This window comes from Butyrivibrio sp. Su6 (assembly GCF_900108105.1).
In the GTDB taxonomy this organism is placed as follows: Bacteria; Bacillota; Clostridia; order Lachnospirales; family Lachnospiraceae; genus Butyrivibrio.
The window spans coordinates 25,551-46,670 of sequence record NZ_FNUR01000005.1; the positions used below are offsets into that span (position 1 = coordinate 25,551).

Sequence of the window (21,120 nt, forward strand, 5' to 3'; positions counted from 1 at the left end):
TACTACGATTGTTCCTACGCGTCAATGCATTTTTATAAAAAAGTCTGAAAACTTTTTACTCATTACCAAAAAGATCTCTTGTGTATACCTTATCCACTACATCTTCAAGGTCAGGTGTGATTCTGTTCGCAATGATGTAATCGCACTCTTTCTTAAAGGTCTCGAGGTTTCTTTCAACCTTTGAATTGAAGAATGAATCATCCTTAAGTGTTGGCTCATAAACCACACACTCAATGCCTCTGGATTTGATTCTCTTCATGATTCCCTGAATAGCTGACTGTCTGAAGTTATCTGAGCCTGCCTTCATGGTAAGTCTGTAAACACCAACTTTTTTTGGCTGAAGAGCCCATATTCTGTCAGCAATGAAATCTTTTCTGGTTCTGTTGGCCTCAACTATCGCGCTGATAAGGTTATTGGGAACATCCTCATAGTTGGCAAGAAGCTGCTTGGTATCCTTTGGAAGACAGTATCCACCGTAACCAAAAGAAGGGTTGTTATAGAAATTGCCAATTCTGGGATCAAGGCAGACACCATCGATGATATTTCTGGTGTTGAGTCCTCTAACCTCTGCGTATGTGTCAAGCTCATTAAAGTATGAAACACGAAGAGCAAGGAATGTATTGGCAAAAAGCTTAACACATTCTGCCTCAGTAGTATTCATGAACAGAGTCTGAACATCTTCTTTAAGAGCGCCCTGTTTAAGCATTCCTGCAAAAAGATGAGCCTTCTGTTCTGCTTCCTCGCTGTCTGTGTTGTAACCAACAATAATCCTTGATGGATAGAGATTATCGTACAGAGCATGCCCCTCTCTTAAGAACTCAGGTGAGAACATAATATGGTCTGTATTGAACTCTTCCATAAGCTCCTCAGTATATCCTACAGGGATAGTTGATTTGATAACTATATAAGCATCCGGATTCTCTTTTCTTACCTGCTCAACAACTGACAAAACAGATGAAGTATCAAAGTAATTCATCTTTTCATCGTAATTTGTAGGTGTAGAAACAATTACAAAATCAGCTCCATCATAAGCTGATGATGCATCTGTTGTAGCAAAAAGATTAAGCGTCTTATTTGCAAGATACTCCTCTATCTCCTTGTCTACTATAGGTGATTTTCTGTTGTTGACCATATCAACTTTTTCCTGAATAACGTCAACGGCAACAACTTCATTGTATTGTGATAATAAAATGGAATTAGAAAGGCCGACATAGCCTGTTCCAACTACTGCAATTTTCATTTTGATCTCCTTAAAAATGTTATGCTCTCAAATATAAAAGCAGCTCTTATTATACACCAGCGGCCCATTCATTACAATTTCACTTATCACGATAAATAGTGTATAATGAATCATATAAAAAGATGCGTTATTTCATTCTCATACCAATATACGGGGGTAATTATGGAAGAAAAAAGACGTAGTAGAAGACTTGACCTTACCGGCGAAATTATCATCAAAGAAGTAGGCGGTCCAGATAATGGAGAGACAGTTGATATCAAGATCACTGACGCATCAAGTGTCGGAGTAGGTTTTGTTACAGACAAACAGCTTGCCATCGGCGACAACTATGAAGCTAATCTGGCCATCTGGACAAAAGAAGTTCTGCATGTATTTATAAAGATCGTCAGAGCCAATGTCGATGAAGACGGATACCATTATGGCGGATTGTTCATCGGAATGCCAGAGGATCTTAAGCAGCGTATCGATGTCTATGAGATCATTGAGGACGAAAAAGCAAAGCTTGGCGAAAAATAAAACAAATCCCTTATTTATCCGCCCCAAAGTGATGGTCACGATAAATAAGGGATTTTTATTTTCTACTTATAGGCTTCAAGCTTTTTGACAAAAGCCTTTCCCATTTCACTAAGTTCACTGCCTTTTCTGGTTATATATCCAAAAGTGAGCTTCTCTTCCTCTTTTAACTTAACTGCAGTAAGTTCAGAATCATTTAAGCTGTCACCGAGCATCGCGGCACCAACAGCATAGCCGTTAAGTCCAAGCATTAGCTCTATTGAAGTAGCTCTTTCATTGGTGCTGATAACCTTTTTGTAATCGTAGGTAGCAAGTGCCTCTTCCCTGTAGTAAAAAGAAGTATTGTCTCCCTGATCAAATACCATACATGGATAATCCTGCAGCTGTTCGAGGGATATCTCATCTTCAGAAGCAAGTGGATGGTCCTTACGAAGATATACATATGTATCTCTTGTAAAAAGATCATGGAACTCAATTGAAGCATCTGCAAATACTTTTTTGAAAGTATTCTTGTTAAAATCTGAGAGAGCTATAACGCCAACTTCACTCTTTAATGTCTTCACATCTTCAATTACTTCGCTGGTCTGTGTCTCTTTTATTGAATACTGATACTCCTCAAGATCAAACTCTTTTACTGTGTCAATAAAAGCGTTTACAGCTATTGTGTAATGCTGCATTGATACTGCAAAGGTCTGCCTGTGACTGCCTGCATTCAAATATTTATTTTCAACCTTCTCAAACTGCTCAACAGCATTCCTTGCATAAGCAATAAAAGATGAACCTGCTGCCGTTGTAACCACTCCGTTATGTACTCTCTCAAAGATCTGAATACCAATCTCGCTCTCTAAGTCCCTTACAGCACTTGAAAGACCAGGCTGGGATACATAGAGCCTGTCTGCTGCTTTTCTCATGGAGCACTCTTCGTCAATAGCGATCACATATTTTAGCTGTAGTATGGTCATACACATTACTCCTTTAAAGTATAAAAGTACTGCTATATCATACCACAATCACTCTATGTCACAACATATTTTTTTAGAGATAAATGCTGTATTTAGATTGAAAAAACTCTTGTAAGTTCCGCTTTTAAGTCTCTTATTCCTTCAATACCCACTGAAAGTCTGAGCACTCTGTCATTTATTCCATTCTTCTCCAAAAGCTCTTTTGGCACATCTGCGTGAGTCTGAGTAATAGGATAAGTTATCAGAGTTTCCGTTCCCCCAAGACTCTCTGCAAAGTAAATTAGCTGAACATTATTAAGTATCTTTTTGGCAAATTCTGCTGAGTCCACTTCAAAAGTAAGCATTGCACCAAAGCCCCTTGCCTGCTTTTTCATAATCTCATATCCCGGATGTTCTGGAAGTCCCGGATAAATAACCCTTGTGACATGGTCCTGTTCCTTTAGAAACTGCGCAAGTTCAAGGGCATTCTGCTGTGCTCTGTCAAGTCTTACCGCCAAAGTCCTGATACCGCGAAGGATAAGCCAACTGTCAAAAGGTGAAAGTCCCGCTCCTGTGGTTTTATAGATAAAGCGAAGTCTCTCATCAAGTTCCTCGTCCTTAACAACAACAAAACCTCCAATAGTATCGTGATGACCTCCAAGGAACTTGGTTCCTGAATGAACCACAATGTCAGCCCCGAGATTAAGGGGATTCTGGAAATAAGGAGACAAAAATGTATTGTCTACTATAAGAAGAAGGCCATGTTCCTTAGTAATCTTTGAAAGCTTCCTGATATCAGTAACATTCATCATAGGATTGGTTGGCGTCTCAAGATATACTGCCTTTGTATTCTCAGTTATATAAGGTGTGATATCCTCGGTACTTAAACTTATTGCGGTATAAGTGAGCCCGTTCTTTTTGCTGATCTCGTTAAAAAGTCTGATGCTTCCTCCATAGAGATCCTCATCAATAATAAAGTGATCTCCCGGCTTAAAAAGCTCCATAACAGTAGCAATTGCTGCCATTCCGCTAGAAAAAGCCAATGCATCTTTTCCATTTTCAAGATAGGCAACAATTGACTCAAGCTGCTGCCTGGTAGGATTCTGCATTCTGGTATAATCATAGCCCGTGCTCTGCCCAAATCCGTCATGGGCAAAAGTTGCCGTCTGATAGATCGGATAGCTTATAGCTCCCCATTTGTCCATAAGATTTCTATCAAGCTGCTGGCACTTAGTCTCTATGCTGCATCTAACTTCTGTACATTTGTTACAACCACTACAATCCATTTTTTCATATCCTCTCATTAAAATATCCGTCAATCCATCATGCTTTTCCATGCTTCTCTACTGCCTTATATAGCTGCCAAAGAGCCTGCTCAAGCACTGCCCTTGGGCATGCTATATTAATTCTTTCAAAAAGAGCTGTCTCTTTTCCAAAGATCGCTCCGGAGTCAAGCCATAACTTCGCTTCATCAACTATAAGCTTTTCAAGTTCTTTTGGGTCATCTGTAATACCTGAAAAATCGAGCCATACAAGGTAAGTTCCTTCCGGTTCAATGAGCTTAACCTCCGGAAGATTCTCTTTTAAAAAGCTCCTCAGATAATTGACATTCCCCTCAAGGTAACAGATAAGCTCATCAAGCCACTCCTCGCCCTTTGTATAGGCAGAAGCTGTTGCTGTCATAGCAAGGACATTTCCCTGACTATAGCCTGCTGCCTCGTTTTCTCTTTTAAAAACAGCTCTGGTCTCTTCATCCGGAATAATTATATTGGCAAGCTGAAGTCCTGCTATATTGAAAGTTTTGCTTGGGGCAGTTCCCAAAATAAGGCGCTTCCAATACTTGTCCCCAAGGGTAATGTAGGAAACATGCTTATGACCACTATACACAAAGTCTGAATGTATTTCGTCAGAAAAAACATATATATTTCTTTTAAGGCAAATATCTGCCATTTTTTGCAGTTCTTCTTTTGTCCAGACTCTTCCCACAGGATTGTGAGGACTGCAAAGAATAAACATCTTTACATCCTCTGAAACTATCTTTTTTTCAAAGTCATCAAAATCAATCTCATAGTGCCCGTCTTTATATACAAGCTGGTTGTTGACCACTTTTCGGCCATTTAAAGCTATTGATTCCATAAAAGGATAATAAACCGGCTGCTGGATAAGGACAGCATCCCCAGGCTTAGTGAAAGCCCTTATGGCAAGCGAAATGGAATGAACCATGCCAGGTTCTATGGTATTCCAGTCATCCTCTATTACAAAGCCATGTCTTTTTTCAAACCAGTGTCTTAGTGAAGCTTTATAAGCATCCTTAGGATCTGTGTATCCGAATATCCCATGCGCTACTCTTTTCTGAATATCCGAAAGTATCTCTTCAGGAAGCTTAAAATCCATATCTGCAACCCACAGTGGAAGCAGATCATCCCTTCCTTTTCTCTCCGGTCCAAAATCAAACTTAAGGCTGCTTGTGCCTTTTCTTGCTATTATTTCATCAAAGTTATATTTTCCCATGCGCTCTTTTTACCATTTCTGATTATGATTATTGCTCCGAAGCAAATGAGCCCCGGAGCAATATTTGAAAGAAGATTATTATGAAGCAAAACCATTAGTCGGCAAATAATGGTGTTGACAAGTATCTGTCACCGGAATCAGGTAAAAGAACTACGATATTCTTTCCCTTGTTTTCTTCCCTGTTTGCTAAGATTGTAGCAGCCTTAAGTGCTGCGCCTGATGAAATACCAACAAGGATTCCTTCTGAAATTGCAAATTTCTTGCCTTCTGCAAAAGCATCATCGTTATCGATTGCAATTACTTCATCGTAAACTTTTGTGTTAAGTGTATCAGGAACAAATCCTGCGCCAATTCCCTGAATCTTATGTGCACCGGCCTCACCCTTTGAAAGTACAGGGCTTGTAGCTGGCTCTACAGCAACGATCTTCACATCAGGATTCTGCTCTTTTAAGTATTCGCCTACACCTGTAATTGTTCCGCCTGTACCTACACCTGCTACGAAGATGTCTACTTTTCCATCTGTCTGCTTCCAGATCTCAGGACCTGTTGTAGCTTTGTGAACTGCAGGATTTGCAGGGTTTACAAACTGTCCAAGAATGATTGAACCTTCGATCTGACCGTTTAATTCATCAGCCTTTGCAATGGCTCCCTTCATTCCCTTTGCGCCTTCTGTAAGAACGATCTCTGCGCCATAAGCCTTAAGAAGATTTCTTCTCTCTACGCTCATTGTGTCAGGAAGTGTAAGGATTGCTCTGTATCCCTTTGCTGCTGCAACTGCTGCAAGACCGATTCCGGTATTTCCTGAAGTAGGCTCGATAATTGTAGCTCCTGGTTTAAGCTTTCCGCTCTTTTCAGCATCTTCGATCATGCTAAGAGCAACTCTGTCTTTTACTGATCCGGCTGGATTTAAGTATTCAAGCTTGGCAAGAAGTGTTGCATTTGTAGCTCCTGCCTTTTTGCTGTAATTGTTAAGTTTAAGAAGTGGTGTTCCCCCAATGAGTTCTAATGCGCTTTCTTTGATGTCTGCCATGATGATTTCCTCCATATATTCTTAATGTATTTGTGTTCTTTGTTTGTTTTGATAAATTGATATTAGCACAGAAAAAAATAAAGTGAAATTAAACAAAGGTTATAGGCAGGGTTAAAGGTTACTTATCATCCCGGATCAGATTTCTGTTTTTTCAACTGCCTGTTGATCTGTAATGTCTCATGGCTAAATGGAAAAGTGCTGTCATCACCGCAAAAACAACAGCTCCGGCAAGGGGCGTAACAAAAGCCGTCCAGACAGGCCAGCCATATAACGGTTTATCCAATATCCAGGACGCCGGAACGTGCATTGTCAGCGCAAATGGCGCAATAACAGTAAAAAGAGCTCTAAGGGGCAAAGGATAAACATCAATTGGATACTGGCAGGCGCTCCGCCCTCCGTAGGTTATAGCATTTACCAGTTCCACGGATTTTACACTGAAAATAGAAAAGATTGCCTCGATCATAAAAAGTCCCAATATAAGAAGGCAGCTCATGGCTATGGACTCAACCAAAGCAAGCACCTTAAGGGGGCTCCAGGCAATTCCTGAAAGATTACTTCCCATAATAAGCGCCGCCACGCCCACTGCTATGCAGGTAATTCTTCTTGGGTCTGTTCCACCGCACAAAACCTGGGTAAGCACTCCTCTTGGCCTTATGAGAAATGTATCAAGCTTCCCAGTCCTTACCATAGAGGGGAAGTCTCCTGTAATTCCTCTTCCAAACAGCTCCGTAAGGTAAAAGGATACAGACATTATCCCGAAAAAGAAATACAGATTTCCTCCGCTCCATCCTTTCAAGCTCTCAAATCTGTCAACTATAAGGATGACAACCATCATCTCGCCGCCCTCCATAACAAGCTGCGCGAGGGTCTGCATGATAAAAGAAGACGGATACTGCAATTGGCTCTTAAGCAGCATTCCTATTGATTTAAAATATAGTCGTAGTGTATTCATTTTTTCTCCAAACTAATAACTGCTAAGGCTGATATTAGCCTTATCTCAACCTCCCTGAACTATCATGCGTTTCTTGTTTGCATTCCACATAGCCTCGCCCAATGCAATAAGAATTACCACCCAAAAGGCCTGAATGGCATAGATCCTTAAAGCCTCGTTTGGCATGAAGCTTCCCGTATACAGCCTGATGGGCGCATCAAGAAGCTGCGCATATGGTAAAAAAGTAATAACCTTTTGCCAGCTTTCCGGAAAAAGAGTCAGTGGAAGAAGATTCCCTGAAAAGGTCATCATCAAAAGACTAAGAAGTCCCTGCATTCCTCTTGGATCAAGGGTCTTCATGGTAAAAGCAACAGTGATATTTTCAAGAGCACAGACGCACAAAAGTCCCAAAAAAAGAGCCGGTATAGCAGCTAAAAATCCCGGTAAAGATGCAGGAAGACTTATTCCCCATCCCTTGGGTAGTAAAGAAGCCATCACCAGCATAGGAACGGCACGCATGATACTTCCCATTAGTTTCTGAGCCATGATCCTGACATAGTAAAATCCGTACATATCTACAGGCCTGCACATATCATAGGCTATATCCCCTGATTTTATCTTGTCCACCAGCTCTGAATCAGAAGCCAGCATCATTCTAAAGAAAGCCTGCTGCAACCATACATAAGTTGCAACACTTTCAATAGGCAAAGACTGGGGCTTTCCTGCATAAAGCGCCCTGTACAGCGCAACCAGAATAAGACCGAAGAACATCTGACAAGCGATTCCTCCGATCATTGCCCCTCTATATTGAAGCTCCATACGAAGCCTCATTTTAAAAACTGTAAAATATGACATGGTCACCCTCTGTTAGTTGATTTTACTTTTTACAGATCAAGTTCCTTGTACATTGCAGCAATCAGATGATCCGTATTTTCCGGCTGCAAAGTAAGTTCCCGGATATTCCCGGCATCCTGCAGCATTCCCAAAAGGTTTGATGTCGGAAAATCAGATGGATTGTAGCTTAGTTCAAATCCATCTTCAGTCTGTTTCCATTTAATTCCTTCAGGAAGTCTAAGATCTGCCATCTCTCCATCATATTTAATATTCACATTGCGAACTGTATCGTAACGCTCAAGAAGATCCTGAAGCTTTCCGTCAAATAGTTTTTTACCGTGCCCAAGAACCATAACCCTCGAGCACAGTGCCTCAATATCTTCCATGTCATGGGTTGTGAGCATGATGGTTGTACCATACTCTCTGTTTTCCCATTTAAGAAAATCCCTTAGAGAGAGCTTACTTACCGCATCAAGGCCGATTGTCGGCTCATCAAGAAATAAGAGCTCCGGCCTGTGAAGAAGTGATCCGCACAGCTCTGCCCTCATCCTTTGTCCAAGACTAAGGAGCCTTAGCGGTGTTCTTAAGAGGGGTTCAAGATCAAGGGCGCCTGTCAGCTCTTTTAACCTTGATTCATAATCCCCCTTGGGAATCCTGTATATATCCCTAAGAAGCATATAGCTGTCGATTATGGGAACATCCCACCAAAGCTGGCTTCGCTGTCCAAACACAACTCCTATATTCTTAACGTGACTTTTCCTCTCCTTCCAGGGAACTATACCTCCGACCTTTACATCGCCACCATCCGGCGTAAGTATTCCCGAAAGAATCTTTACCGTGGTTGATTTTCCTGCTCCGTTAGGCCCTATATATCCTACAAGTTCCCCTTTTTCGACAGAAAAAGAAACATCTTTTAGGGCATTCACAATTTCTTTTTCCCTAAAAAGCTTTCCTTTTTCACGTTTCTTTTTTACTGTAAAATTCTTCTTTAAGTTATTGACTTCTATATAGCTCATAATAGCTCCTTGATGGTGAGTGGCTGGTAAGTATCTATTATATACATAGTAAAAGCAGCGTACAATCCAAAATCCGAATCATACGCTGCTAAATATATTCCTGCCAGGGAAATCCTTACTCACAACAAGACCATATAATCACGCTATCATCTCTTCGAGCTTTCTGTATACAACATCAGCAAATATTTTGTGTCCTTCTTGGTCCATATGTTCGTCATCAACAGAGCTTGGATGAACATAGTCAGATGCTGCAAGAAAGGCGGTTCCTCTCTTGCGCGCGATGGTCTCATAAACCTTTTTAAGCTCCTTGCTTGTAGTTACAGAATCCATGTCAAACTCAGGGTCTTTTTCTGGGCGCCAGACATCATCTCCAAGATGAATTGGCGATACCAAAAGAATCTTCTCAGGCTCAACATATTTTTCCAATATATCAAGGCATCTCTCGATTCCCTTTCCGATTACATAGGCCGATGCATTGTAAAAGCTCTTACAGTCATTGGTTCCAAGCATGAGAATAACTCCATCCACCGGGTACTGACTCTCCAAAAGCGGATCAAGTATGCTCACTGCCTTACGTCCCGGTCGAAGCTCATCTTCAAATATGGTAGTTCTTCCGCAAAGCCCCTCTTCTGCAACTCTCACATCACTTATCTTATTTTGAAGAATGCTTGTCCATCTTACTCCCCAGGGATATCTTTCATTACTCCTTGAGCCTGGTACAAGTCCCCATGTATTGGAATCACCAAATGCCATTATCTGTTTCATATCACTATTCCCCTAAAATCACCATTAACGTTTTCTATAATAATTATCTACTATGTGATTTCTTTTGTATAAGACATGAAACTTATCGGCAGATATAAGCTTTTCTACTCAACAAAAAGGAGGAGCAGCTAAACTGTTCCTCTTTCTATTTACTTATCAGAATTCATATGTCATTACATATTCAACCTGATCAGGAGTCTTTATACCCGGATCTTCAATCTTGCATACAGGCTTTCTCATTTCAGATATCATCTGAGTTTCAAAATGATACATTGCAATTCCCATATCAATTTTCTGAAGATCGTAATTGGCTGAAACAAAGCCTTTATCATGGTGCTCATAAAAATGAGCTTTCTTACCATCTATAACAATTCTCCATGGCTGCTTATTTACTGCTGATGGAGCATATTTTACAACTTCAAGATCATCAAAAAGACCATGTGTCTTAGCGTACTGCTCATCAATAGGGGTGTTGAAATCTCCGTCAAAGAAGAGCTCTTTGAAATCAAGTCTTGTATCTGCCTTGACTCCTTTTCTCATAAGTACTTCTTTTAAGCCCATTTTCTTGGCTGTAACACCAAGCGGACTTACACATGGCATAACCTCATCCTCTCCAAGATTTGATGCCTCTTCAAATTTTTCTCTTGGCATTGTTCCGCCTATCATAACTGTTCCAAGTCCAAGCTCATGAGCCTTCATCAAAAGCTTCTCAAAACTATAGCCATAAGCTTCCTCTGCATGCTCCTGCTTTTTAACAACAGCACTTACATAGAGCTTTTCACCTGAAAGAACCGGGCTTGAGAGCTTATGCTCAGCAGCATCAAGGAAAATGAATCTTACATCTACTCCGTACGGATTGGAAATAGTCTGCGCAAAAGCCTTAAGTTCTTCAATAACTTTTGCATCAGGCATATTGCCATCGAATGTTCTGACGCTTTTTCTACTCTTTACAAGTTCCACAAAACTTTTCATTTTGAACACACCTCTCTACTAATCTTTTTCTATCAACATAAAGAATACTGCATTTACTCTTTTTATTCTTTCAAAGCACATTTCATACAGCATTCCCAAGGAGCGCCTCTACTTCTTTTCTCTTTTCGTAAAGAACGCATCCTCCATCATGATCATCCAAAAGAACTCCTTCGCTCTGAAGAGCCTTGAAGAGTTTTGAATTAATTGCTTCTCTTAATGATGTTTCTTTTACATTTATGTCAGAATAAGGTGAAAACGGACAAGGCTCTGCGCCGCCATGTGAATTGATATGGAAAAATCCTCTTCCTGCAGCGATACAACCACCTGAGTTCTTCTCATCTCCCGGGAATGAAACAAATACCATCTCCGGATGCTCCACCCTTAGCCTTGCGATTTCTTTTTTCAGATACTCTCTGTCTTCATCTCCTGGTGACAGATGCTTTGAGTCTTCTGTAACAGGAACAAATTCAACAAAAATAACTGCTTTACATCCCTTATCAGAGAGCATGCTTATAAACTTCTCAGAAGAAACATCTTTTAAATTCTCTGTTGTAACAGTTACTGATGCTCCATATATAAGGCCTCTTTTATTGAGCTCGTCCATATTTGAGACAAGCTTGTCATAAACGCCCTCACCTCTTCTGTTGTCAGTGGCTTCTTTTTCGCCCTCGATACTCATGATTGGAACAAGATTTCTATTCTTATCAAACATGTCAAAATACTTATCAGCCATGTAAGTTCCATTCGTAAATATAGGGAAAAGAATATTCTGCTTTTTGCCTGCAGCCTCAATCACGCCTTTTCTAAGAAGTGGTTCACCACCTGCAAGAAGAATAAAGCTGACTCCAAGGTCATCCGCTTCATCAAAAACCTTGAGCCAGTCTTCATCAGAAAGCTGCTGAACCGGTTCTGTATCCTCAGTTGCATTATTGCATCTGGAATAACAGCCGGCGCAGTGGAGATTACAGCTGCTTGTTATGCTGGCAATAAGAAATGGTGGAATATGCTCTCCCTCCTTCTCAAGCCCAGCTCTTTTTTTGGAAGCAGCCTTGGATGCAAGTGCGAACTTTGCCATGTACGCACTTTCCTTAGGATTTTTAAGAGTTGCTTTTATTGCGTCTGAAACAACTCTTTCTACACCTTTTGTCATATATTCCTGGATATTAAAATCATTAGCCATAATACAATCTCCTATCAGAGGACAGCATATCATGTTACTGTCCTCTAACAAATTTTAGTAAATAATCAGGTGATTTCAATTATAACACGTTTTACATTTTTTGCAATTATATTGTTGTCAATGTTTTGGCTCGCTATTATACGCGTGCTTCAATGAAAAAAGGAAATCAAACAAGAAATATAGTCTATGCCTAAAACCAAAAAGAGAGTATTTTGGTATAATCAAAAATTTTCGCCAAAATACTCTCCATTACATTCCTAAGTCTTTATTTCAATGTTTCTGCCCTGTGCTCAATATTCTGTTTGAAATTGATAACATCATGATCATACTCTTCATCCATATATGAAGAATGAAGAAGGAAGTCTGCAGTTGCCTTGTTGTTGGCAAATGGTATGTCATATACCTGTGCAATTCTCATAAGTGCCTTGACGTCAGGATCATGAGGTGCTGCTGTTAAAGGATCCGAGAAGAATATTACAAAATCAACCTTACCTTCTACAATCTTGGCACCGATCTGCTGGTCTCCACCAAGTGGTCCTGAGTTGTAGCCTCTTACAGGAAGTCCTGTCGCATCTGTTATCATACGGGCTGTTGTTCCTGTTCCGCATAAAAAGTGCTTGTTTAGTATTTCTGCGTTATCCTTACACCACTTTATAAGCTCTGCCTTTTTGCCATCGTGCGCTATGAGTGCAATGTTCTTTTGTTTTTTGATAGTAAGCGTTATTGTTTCTGCCATGTTAGTCTCTCCTTATGAAATGTCGCTGTTACTAATTATATATCAATAATTCTTCACGTAAAATACACACTAATTCATAATTTCCATCTTTTTACCATGTTATAATAAACTTATGAATACTATGAGTAAAAAAACTAATAAAACAATTACTGACATGACGACAGGGACGCTTCTTGATAAGATCGTCCTTTTTGCGTTGCCGCTTGCTATTACAAGTATCCTCCAGCAGCTTTTTAATGCTGCGGATCTTGCTGTTGTAGGCCGTTTTGCCTCACCTCAGGCCATGGCCGCAGTAGGCAGCAATTCTTCTGTCATAAACCTTATCATCAGCTTCTTTGTGGGATTATCTGTAGGTGCCAATGCCCTTATAGCTATGGAAATCGGCAGCGGACATAAAGAAAGGATCAATGAAACCGTACACACTGTGATTACAGTATCTCTTATCGCAGGGTGTTCTCTTATAGTGATCGGATTTTTTGTTTCCAAGCCTCTTTTGATACTAATGGCTGCTCCGGCAGAGGTAATGAATCTGGCTATACTTTATCTGCGCATCTATTTCTTTGCCATGCCTGCACTTATGATCTACAACTATGGCTCAGCTATACTTAGAAGTAAAGGTGATTCAAAAAGACCCCTTTACGCCATGGTACTTTCCGGAATCATAAATATCTTCCTTAACCTGATATTTGTAATAATCTTCCACCTTCATGTCATAGGTGTTGCCCTTGCCACCGTTTTTTCAAACATGTTTGGTGCCGGCCTTGTTCTTTACTTCCTTTTGACAGAGGAAGAAACTTTCAGACTTAGCTTCAAAAAGCTTTGTGTCAACAAGGATTATCTTATAAAGATGCTTAAAATTGGTCTTCCTGCAGGACTACAGGGAGCAGTTTTCTCATTGTCCAACGTAGTTATTCAGTCAACAGTTAACAGCTTTGGTGCTGATGCAATTGCAGGAGCCACTGCCGCAGCCAATTTTGACTTCATCTCCTACTGCGCAATGAATGGCTTTGCTCAGGCCGCTGTAACCTTCACCAGTCAAAACTACGGTGCAAAACGCTATGACAGGTGCAAAAAAGTATTCAGGATCTGCATGGGATGCGGTGTTGGTGCTTCAGTCATTGTGGTCCTCATACTGTCTGTCTTTAGGTATCAGGTGATAAATCTCTTTACTACTGATCCTGCAGTTATCGAATATGCCATGATAAGAATAAGCAGCGCCTTCTACTTCCACTACCTTATTGGAACCTATGAAATAAGCGGTGGATGCCTAAGAGGCATGAACCGCTCACTATTCCCTGCACTTATTTCTATATTTGGAACCTGTGTATTCAGACTGATCTACGTTTTTACATACATACCAAAGCACCACAACTTCAGTTCACTCTTCCATGTATACCCGCTGTCATGGTTCCTTACCGGTGCCATCACTATTAGCGTATACTTCATTGTACGTGCCAAGGTATTCAAAGAGCATGCTTGAGTACAGTCATCCTGACTTCCTTCCCTGAATTCAAAAACCGGCCTGGATTTCAAGTCCTTGGCCGGTTTTTATATTTAAGCCGCATCATCTACAGCTTTTTGCTGAAGGAAACTATTTGTTCTCTTTTGAACATTCTCCTGAAGATTTACAAAGAAAAGGAAATTGTCATATAAGTGAAGGCTTCCTGTAGGGAATAATCCTCCAATGGTAAAATAATCATCTATATTGCCTAAGTTTGAAACTATAAGTGTTCCCCTGTTTGGATCAATATATGCCCCATGCTTTCCAACTTCCACAGAAGTTATTGCTCCGGTTTTGGAATCCTGAGTAACGCTTCCTTTGTTCAAAGATCTTGGTGCAACCCTGGAGTCAGTTCTCCAGTTAAGTGGATTGATAGAGATCATTTTTGTTCCCGCTGGAACTGTAAGAGAATCTGTTACATTTCCATCCTCACACTCAAAGCTTACAACTACTCCTGTGTCTGTTTCGCCGCTTGCCGGAACAATCTGGGGATATTTCTCTATCATCTCCTTTGTCATAGGCCAGCCGATAGCATATACTGCTATAAGGTTATCTCTCAGTGCCACAGCCTCTTTCCCATCACCACCATAGTACTCTTCAAGGATCCTGTAACACATATCTGCACCTTGAGAAAATCCGGCAATGATAAGTGGTCTGCCATTGTTCTTATTCTTAAGATAATATTTAAATGCAGCAGAAACATCCATATAAGCATTTTCAAAAACCTGCTTTTTTGCCGCAGTGTCAGTCATACTATATGCATTCAGCGAAGCCTGCCTGTAGTATGGAGCATAAATTCTTGCAGTGTTTGCGTAAATGGCCTGTTGCTGGTTCATTGCGTTTCGAAAAGCCTTTTTATATCCGTCAGTCATAGAAGAATTGTTCTCGCTTTTTGTATCCACAGAAGGTGCTACCATAAATACATCAACTCCATTTTCAGGATACGCACCATCATACAGCCAGTTCTCAGCCTTTGAGTAATCAAGGGTGCTTGTAAAGGGCTGAACATTGGCAGCCTGGCTTTCCATGCTACTCATGTGTAATCCGAGTACTAAAAACAACATTGCTCCAAATATAGAAATAGCTCTTTTCATCATGCTCCCTTCTTTCTTCATAAATGTTTCAATCAATTACTTTCTCTCTTTATCACAATTGGCCATATACACATTACAAACGCAATCATTATGAAACGTGCTATGAAGTGCCCCCAGTGAGATCCGAAAGCTGCTACAACAGTTGCAGGTGCAAACCACTCTTTCCAGGCAAAAGTAAGGGCAAAACCGATACTGACAAGAAGTGGAAGATTTTTTGAACCAACCGGAATCTCGTAGTGAATATAGTGGCGCTCTATGAAGCTTCCAACAAGGAATCCAACAAAAGCTCCGCATGCTTTAAAGAAATCATTCATCATCTTTTGAGGGTCAACCAAAAGATTCCCTGAAGCATCGTAGTCCATAGGATATGATTTAAAATGCACATAGACAAGGGATACAACTATGAAGATCAGTCCTACTAGTGTAAGAATATCAATTACCTTTTCATTTCCTTCAACTTTTTTATAAACTGCAGCAACTGCGCAGATGATGATAATTGATTCTATCATTGCAACAAGTACATCCTGCGGTGTGTGTACGCCAAGGAAATTCCTTGAAAAGGCAGTGAGCAGAATAAGCGCTCCGCACAGAATACAGATTTTTTTCCTCTTATCCATCTGCCATTCAATTATTGAGCCATAAACTGTTGTTGCCGTTTTTGTGTGGCCACTTGGAAAAGAATAACCGGTGGCTGCAACTTTTGAATCACCTGCCGGTTCTATAAGATCTGACCTTATCCATGGGCGATATGCGCACACTGTGAGTTTAATAAGTCCATTGATAACCTCGCTAAACCACTGGTTGATCATAAAAATATAACCCCATTTCTTGTCAACGCCCCAAAAGATAACAAAGGGTAAAAACGGTAGAATCTCTACAGCAAACTTTGAAAGAGCATTAAAGAACTCGTCAAACAAGCCTCCTGTCGCTCCTCTTAGTTCCTGAAGCCATAATAAATACTGAATGTCCATAATACTTTATTTCTCCTCTCCTCATAATTGTTTACACAATTCAGTTTAACAATTTTTTGGTAAGCAAATTATTAAAATTGTATTAAACATGACTTCCGCTTTTCTCTTCATAAATTATCTGCTAAATTATATGTGACATAAATGAAAGGCCAAAATGACACATGCCACCAATCAAACTTGTAAGAAGCAAAAGAAAAACTTTATGTATAGAAGTAACCACAAATTGCGAAGTCATTGTAAGAGCACCGCTAAGGGTATCTGAAAAAGAAATAAACAGATTCATAGGTGAAAAAGCTGACTGGATAGAAAAAAGCCTATCCAAAATGGAACTCAGACAAAGCAAAAAAGCTGAAGAAAACAGCAATCTAAAACCGCTAAACGAACTTGACATAAAGCTCTTTACCACAAAAGCAAAAAGGATAATTCCTGTTAAGGTAAAAAAATATGCGGACATAATCGGAGTTGATTATGGCCGCATCACTATCAAAATGCAAAAGAGTCGCTGGGGAAGCTGCAGTTCTAAGGGAAACCTGAACTTCAACTGTCTTCTTATGAATGCCCCGGATGAAATAATAGATTACGTCGTTGTTCATGAGCTCTGCCACAGAAAAGAAATGAATCACTCTCCTCGTTTCTGGGCCCATGTGGAAGAAGTACTTCCAGATTATAAAGAGCGCCGCAAATGGCTGAAAGATCACGGGAATGAATTATACTTCTTTTGATAAAGCTCCTTCCATAAGCTCCGGATTTTCAATGAGCTTTTGAACAAGCCTGAGTGATCTTCCATAGTAGAATCCATCAGATATTCTCTCATCAAGAGTAACCGCAAGATCTATAACTCTCTTCATGGTAACATTTCCATCTTTGTCGTAAAATGGCTTGAATTTTTTGGTTCCAACGATGACAAATATGGAATTTGTTCCCCAGTTCATAAGATGGTGATATCCAATATCCATTCCAAGAGATCCCAGATTTGTAAGTACCACAGAACACTGATAAGGATCCGTTGCTATTACAGACTTTGGCATCCATCCATGCCTGTCAAGATATCTTGCCACTGCACCAATAACATGTTTAGCAGGGAGTCTCTTGATGAAATTCATAGCATCTGTAGACTCGTCATCCTCAACTTTGCACTTCGCTATCTGTTCCCTTACTTTAAAGCTTATGCTCTCGAGATTATCAGTATCTTCTGCAACGATTCTTGCAAGAGTTTCATCACCGTCATCCCTGAACTCTTTTTTTACTGTAAATGCCGCTGTTATGCAGTTTCTCTGATACATAGTCTGATTGGCGATAAAGCGGTTCATCTGAGGACGAAGTCTTAAGGTCTTAAGCATTGCTGCGATAATGATATCAAAAATAGCAATCCTGTTATCAGGATGCTCCTCGTTATACTTTTTTATATAATCTTCTGTTTTAGTTATATCAACAGAGACCTTCATATAAGCTTCGTTATCACATCTGTTCGGATACATCAGTGGCATCACATAATGCATTGCATCGATATCCCTTATCTGTGTTCCATCAGATCTGTCGCCTATTCTTCTTTTTCCCATGTTAATAGTTCTCCTTTATTTCTGATTTAGAACTGTCGGATGTGGATACCTTAACCGACCTGAATACGGTCGCAAGTGATATCTCACTCCCAAATAAAAGAAGTTCAAGAAATAAATACATTATTACTGCCGCCAATACATCAACAAATGAATGCTGTTTTACAAAGCAAACTGAAACGCATATCATCAGGCCCCATAGCACTATAAGAGCTTTTTTCCAGGCTTTAACATCTTTTCTAACGATCCATGCCGAAAGTACTGCAAGGGTATATCCCACATGAAGGGACGGACACACGCCGGTTGGCGTATCTGCTTTATATATTATTCCAAGAAGCCAGGTACAGAAATTTTCATGTTCAAAATGCTCAGGTCTAAGATGCTGAACAGATGGCCAGGCTATATAGGTTATAACCGATATTATCTGCATTCCCACTATGATCTTTTCGGCTCTTATAAAGCTCTTTATATCGTACAGAGCAAAGCAAAGAAGTGAGATGACCATGAATAAGTACCATGATACGTAAAACAGTACAAAATACTCATTAAAAGGTATTATGTCATCGACAACGCTATGAACTACATGACATCTGCTTTCGGGAATGAATCTCTCCGTAACAAAGTACATAAAAAAGTAAGCAAGCCATCCTAAAAGAAGCAGCAAATGTCTGTATTCTTTGTCTGTAATATTGGATACTCTAAGTTTTCTATAATCAACAACTGGTTTTTTCATCATTTTCTCTCATTATACGGATAATACTTTTTTGACACATTAGGATATGGTACAACCCTGTGCCTTGGCAGGCTATATGCCATTTCAGAGATGCTCTCCTGCAGACAGGTGCAGATCCTATCAGCTTCAACATCTGACTTTGCCTTAGGATCATACATGATGGGCTTTCCAAAAACGAGCTTTTTAAGTTCCGGGCATACATACATAGGAACAAAAGGAACGCTCTTACCTGTTTGTCTATAGTAATACTTGGCAACATGGACAAAGCCCCTCTGAAACTCATGAACGATGTTATTGTATTCTGTGTAATCCTCAGGAAAAATAACAACGGATGCATCGTCATCAAGCTTCTCAACTGATATTTGAAAAGTCTTCATGACACGCTTATCTCTGTACACCGGAATGGTGTCTGCATTGGTAAATATGAGCTCTGAAAGCGGAGGAATAATACAGGAAAAAAGTTTAAAGAAAGGTCTTAAAGGAAGTGGCTTTTTTGACCAAAAATCCTTGTATGCATAATCAGCAACTTTATCTTTTTCCATCATCTCAGAAATACACCAGGTATAATGTTTCCTGGGAAAATACAGCTCTGCCGCAAGCGGACCAAAGGCCTGAGAATGATTCCCCACAACTATCGACGGCCCATCGGGAAGGTTTTCTACACCTTCTGCCTTAAATACCGGAGTCACCATAGCAACTATTTTTCTGATCACACAAAAAACAGGACTTTTCACATCTTCCTCCAACATAGCTTTAAGTCAAACCAAGTTATTAGTATAACTCTTTTTCTATTTCTTCGCCATACATAAACTGTCTTAATTCCAAATAAAAAAGCATGTCATTTTCGGCATGCTTTCAATTTATTGGGCAGTTTTCTAACTGCCCAATTTTTAAGATGATCAGCTCATCTTTTTGTACATATGGTTTCCAATCATCTGAATAAGCTGAACAAATGCGATAAGTACGATTGAGCATACGATCAGATAATCTGTTTTGTACTGCTGATAGCCATAACGGATCGCTATATCACCTATTCCGCCACCGCCTACTGTACCTGCCATTGCTGAATATCCAATAAGGGAAATGATGAGAAGTACTACACCGTTTAACATTCTTGGAATAGATTCTTTTACATATACTCTCATAAGTATCTGGAAGTTAGACGCACCAAATGATCTGGCAGCTTCTATAACTCCTGGATTAGTCTCTCTAAGGCTTGTCTCAAATACCCTTGCAATATAAGGAATTGCTGATACTGTAAGAGGTACGATCGAAGCAGTTGTTCCAATAGACTTTCCTACAACCATTCTTGTGAAAGGAATGAGTATTACCAAAAGAATGATGAAAGGGAAGCTTCTAAAAACATTAACAATAAAGCTAAGTATCTCATATACTAATTTGTTGGGCTTAAGTCCGTCGGGAGCTGTAAGCGTAAGAATGATTGCCGGTATAAAACCCAGTATCACCGAAAAAAGTGTAGACCAGAACACCATGTAAAGTGTCTGTTTAAAGGCAGTGAAAACAACTGCTCCCATGCCTGTTGTTGATAAAATTCCTGACATTTGTAATTCTCCTATATAAGCAATTTAGTTAATGCGCTCCCATGTAACGCCCTTGGAATCAAGGAAAGCACAGGCTCTATCAAGGTCTTTTTCCTCCATATTAAGAACAAGGCTTCCATAAACATCTTCTCTGAAGTCCTCAAGCTTGGCCCAACAGATGTTGAAATCTGTGTGAAGCTCCTGGGACATCTGAGTAACGATAGGTCTCTGATTGCCCTCTCCGAAGAAAAAGAGCTTGAGATTAACTCCTGTAGTTGGAAGCTTATCGCTCTCTTCTCTTAGGAAATCTCTTATCTCACGTTCTTTTGGCCATACAAAGAGCTGTTCAGGCTTACCAACTGCAAGCATTTTACCGCTGCTAAGGAAAGCTACCTTCTGACATATCTGCTTAACTACTTCCATCTGATGGGTTACGATGATAATTGTAATTCCCATCTCCCTGTTGATCTTCTGTAAAAGCGCAAGTATGCCCTTTGTGATCTCAGGGTCAAGTGCACTTGTTGCCTCATCACATAAAAGAAACTCAGGATCAAGCACCAGCGCTCTTGCTATGGCAACTCTCTGTTTCTGTCCGCCTGAAAGTTCCCTTGGCTTGGCATGGACCTTATCTTCAAGTCCTACAAGCTTTATGAGGTTTAAGATCTTTTCTTTTGCCTCAGGAGTGTTGGTCTTCATGCCCCAGAATTTCATAGGAAGAGCCACGTTTCCATACACGTCAAGCCTCTCAAGAAGGTTAAAGCCCTGGAAGATCATTCCCATTCTCTTCTGAAGAAGGCGAAGGTTCTTTTTATCATTGATATCAACCTTCTGATCATCTACAAGTATCTCTCCCTGATCATAGGACTCAAGACCGTTTATACATCTGAGCAGCGTTGACTTTCCGGCTCCTGACTGTCCGATTATTCCGAAAATCTCTCCCTTTTCTATTTCAAGAGAAATGTCTTTTAATACTTCATTGTTCTTAAAAGACTTCTTAACATTTTGAATTTTTATCATTTTCCTAACTTCCTGTTGTATCATATTCATACAAAACC

Annotated in this window: 21 protein-coding genes and 1 pseudogene; 3 read left to right on the top strand and 19 right to left on the bottom strand. The window is 40.1% G+C overall.

Going from position 1 to position 21,120, the window contains the following annotated elements:
• Window positions 1-55 precede the first annotated feature (55 nt).
• Complete coding sequence (locus tag C4S54_RS07240) at window positions 56-1,240, bottom strand: nucleotide sugar dehydrogenase (protein ID WP_103868933.1); 1,185 nt, start codon at window positions 1,238-1,240, stop codon at window positions 56-58.
• 162 nt (window positions 1,241-1,402) lie between these two features.
• Here C4S54_RS07240 and C4S54_RS07245 point away from each other — a divergent pair, with 162 nt between their 5' ends.
• A complete protein-coding gene (locus tag C4S54_RS07245; protein ID WP_160110720.1) occupies window positions 1,403-1,756 on the top strand; it encodes a PilZ domain-containing protein in 354 nt (117 codons plus the stop codon).
• 62 nt (window positions 1,757-1,818) lie between these two features.
• Here C4S54_RS07245 and C4S54_RS07250 read toward each other — a convergent pair whose 3' ends face one another.
• From C4S54_RS07250 to C4S54_RS07300, 11 genes and pseudogenes are all read right to left on the bottom strand, one after another.
• A complete protein-coding gene (locus C4S54_RS07250; protein WP_103868935.1) occupies window positions 1,819-2,715 on the bottom strand; it encodes a LysR family transcriptional regulator in 897 nt (298 codons plus the stop codon).
• Window positions 2,716-2,807: 92 nt separating this feature from the next.
• Window positions 2,808-3,980 (bottom strand): trans-sulfuration enzyme family protein, encoded by a 1,173-nt coding sequence (locus C4S54_RS07255; RefSeq protein ID WP_103869066.1) that lies wholly within the window; start codon window positions 3,978-3,980, stop codon window positions 2,808-2,810.
• A 37-nt stretch (window positions 3,981-4,017) separates the two neighbouring features.
• Complete coding sequence (locus C4S54_RS07260) at window positions 4,018-5,205, bottom strand: MalY/PatB family protein (protein ID WP_103868936.1); 1,188 nt, start codon at window positions 5,203-5,205, stop codon at window positions 4,018-4,020.
• A 94-nt stretch (window positions 5,206-5,299) separates the two neighbouring features.
• Window positions 5,300-6,235: a cysteine synthase A gene (gene cysK, locus C4S54_RS07265; protein WP_103868937.1), complete on the bottom strand. Its 936-nt coding sequence runs from the start codon at window positions 6,233-6,235 to the stop codon at window positions 5,300-5,302.
• A gap of 151 nt (window positions 6,236-6,386) precedes the next feature.
• On the bottom strand, window positions 6,387-7,187 hold the full coding sequence (locus C4S54_RS07270) for an ABC transporter permease (protein WP_103868938.1): 801 nt from the start codon (window positions 7,185-7,187) through the stop codon (window positions 6,387-6,389).
• 45 nt (window positions 7,188-7,232) lie between these two features.
• Window positions 7,233-7,985: an ABC transporter permease gene (locus C4S54_RS07275; protein WP_146059970.1), complete on the bottom strand. Its 753-nt coding sequence runs from the start codon at window positions 7,983-7,985 to the stop codon at window positions 7,233-7,235.
• Window positions 7,986-8,050: 65 nt separating this feature from the next.
• A pseudogene (locus C4S54_RS07280) lies at window positions 8,051-8,869 on the bottom strand (ABC transporter ATP-binding protein); the annotation flags it as partial.
• Window positions 8,870-9,154: 285 nt separating this feature from the next.
• Complete coding sequence (locus tag C4S54_RS07285) at window positions 9,155-9,781, bottom strand: GDSL-type esterase/lipase family protein (RefSeq protein WP_103868941.1); 627 nt, start codon at window positions 9,779-9,781, stop codon at window positions 9,155-9,157.
• Between the two features lie 156 nt (window positions 9,782-9,937).
• A complete protein-coding gene (locus tag C4S54_RS07290; RefSeq protein WP_103868942.1) occupies window positions 9,938-10,753 on the bottom strand; it encodes a nitroreductase family protein in 816 nt (271 codons plus the stop codon).
• An 82-nt stretch (window positions 10,754-10,835) separates the two neighbouring features.
• Window positions 10,836-11,933: a radical SAM protein gene (locus C4S54_RS07295; RefSeq protein WP_103868943.1), complete on the bottom strand. Its 1,098-nt coding sequence runs from the start codon at window positions 11,931-11,933 to the stop codon at window positions 10,836-10,838.
• 265 nt (window positions 11,934-12,198) lie between these two features.
• A complete protein-coding gene (locus C4S54_RS07300) occupies window positions 12,199-12,669 on the bottom strand; it encodes a methylglyoxal synthase (protein WP_103868944.1) in 471 nt (156 codons plus the stop codon).
• Between the two features lie 121 nt (window positions 12,670-12,790).
• Between C4S54_RS07300 and C4S54_RS07305 the strand changes: the two genes are divergently transcribed.
• Window positions 12,791-14,149 (top strand): MATE family efflux transporter, encoded by a 1,359-nt coding sequence (locus C4S54_RS07305; protein ID WP_242973759.1) that lies wholly within the window; start codon window positions 12,791-12,793, stop codon window positions 14,147-14,149.
• Window positions 14,150-14,223: 74 nt separating this feature from the next.
• Here C4S54_RS07305 and C4S54_RS07310 read toward each other — a convergent pair whose 3' ends face one another.
• Window positions 14,224-15,300 carry a DUF3089 domain-containing protein gene (locus tag C4S54_RS07310; protein ID WP_103868946.1) on the bottom strand — a complete coding sequence of 359 codons (1,077 nt, stop codon included), beginning with the start codon at window positions 15,298-15,300 and terminating at the stop codon, window positions 14,224-14,226.
• Window positions 15,297-16,235, bottom strand: coding sequence for a phosphatase PAP2 family protein (locus C4S54_RS07315; protein ID WP_103868947.1), 939 nt, complete (start codon window positions 16,233-16,235; stop codon window positions 15,297-15,299). The genes C4S54_RS07310 and C4S54_RS07315 overlap by 4 nt, the downstream gene beginning before the upstream one ends.
• Window positions 16,236-16,396: 161 nt before the next feature.
• Here C4S54_RS07315 and C4S54_RS07320 point away from each other — a divergent pair, with 161 nt between their 5' ends.
• Window positions 16,397-16,957 (top strand): M48 family metallopeptidase, encoded by a 561-nt coding sequence (locus C4S54_RS07320; protein ID WP_103868948.1) that lies wholly within the window; start codon window positions 16,397-16,399, stop codon window positions 16,955-16,957.
• Here C4S54_RS07320 and C4S54_RS07325 read toward each other — a convergent pair.
• The 5 genes from C4S54_RS07325 to C4S54_RS07345 form a co-directional block, all read right to left on the bottom strand.
• Entirely contained in the window at window positions 16,943-17,794 is an 852-nt protein-coding gene (locus tag C4S54_RS07325; protein WP_103868949.1) for a 2-oxo acid dehydrogenase subunit E2, read from the bottom strand. The two genes, C4S54_RS07320 and C4S54_RS07325, sit on opposite strands and share 15 nt — an antisense overlap.
• 1 nt (window position 17,795) lies before the next feature.
• The gene (locus C4S54_RS07330; protein ID WP_146059971.1) at window positions 17,796-18,527 is read right to left on the bottom strand and encodes a hypothetical protein; all 732 of its coding nucleotides are present in this window, start codon (window positions 18,525-18,527) and stop codon (window positions 17,796-17,798) included.
• Window positions 18,524-19,258 carry a lysophospholipid acyltransferase family protein gene (locus C4S54_RS07335; protein ID WP_160110721.1) on the bottom strand — a complete coding sequence of 245 codons (735 nt, stop codon included), beginning with the start codon at window positions 19,256-19,258 and terminating at the stop codon, window positions 18,524-18,526. Before C4S54_RS07335 ends, C4S54_RS07330 begins: the two co-directional genes overlap by 4 nt.
• 165 nt (window positions 19,259-19,423) lie before the next feature.
• Entirely contained in the window at window positions 19,424-20,086 is a 663-nt protein-coding gene (locus tag C4S54_RS07340) for a methionine ABC transporter permease (RefSeq protein WP_330405632.1), read from the bottom strand.
• A gap of 24 nt (window positions 20,087-20,110) precedes the next feature.
• Entirely contained in the window at window positions 20,111-21,082 is a 972-nt protein-coding gene (locus C4S54_RS07345) for a methionine ABC transporter ATP-binding protein (RefSeq protein ID WP_103868952.1), read from the bottom strand.
• Between the last annotated feature and the right edge of the window lie 38 nt (window positions 21,083-21,120).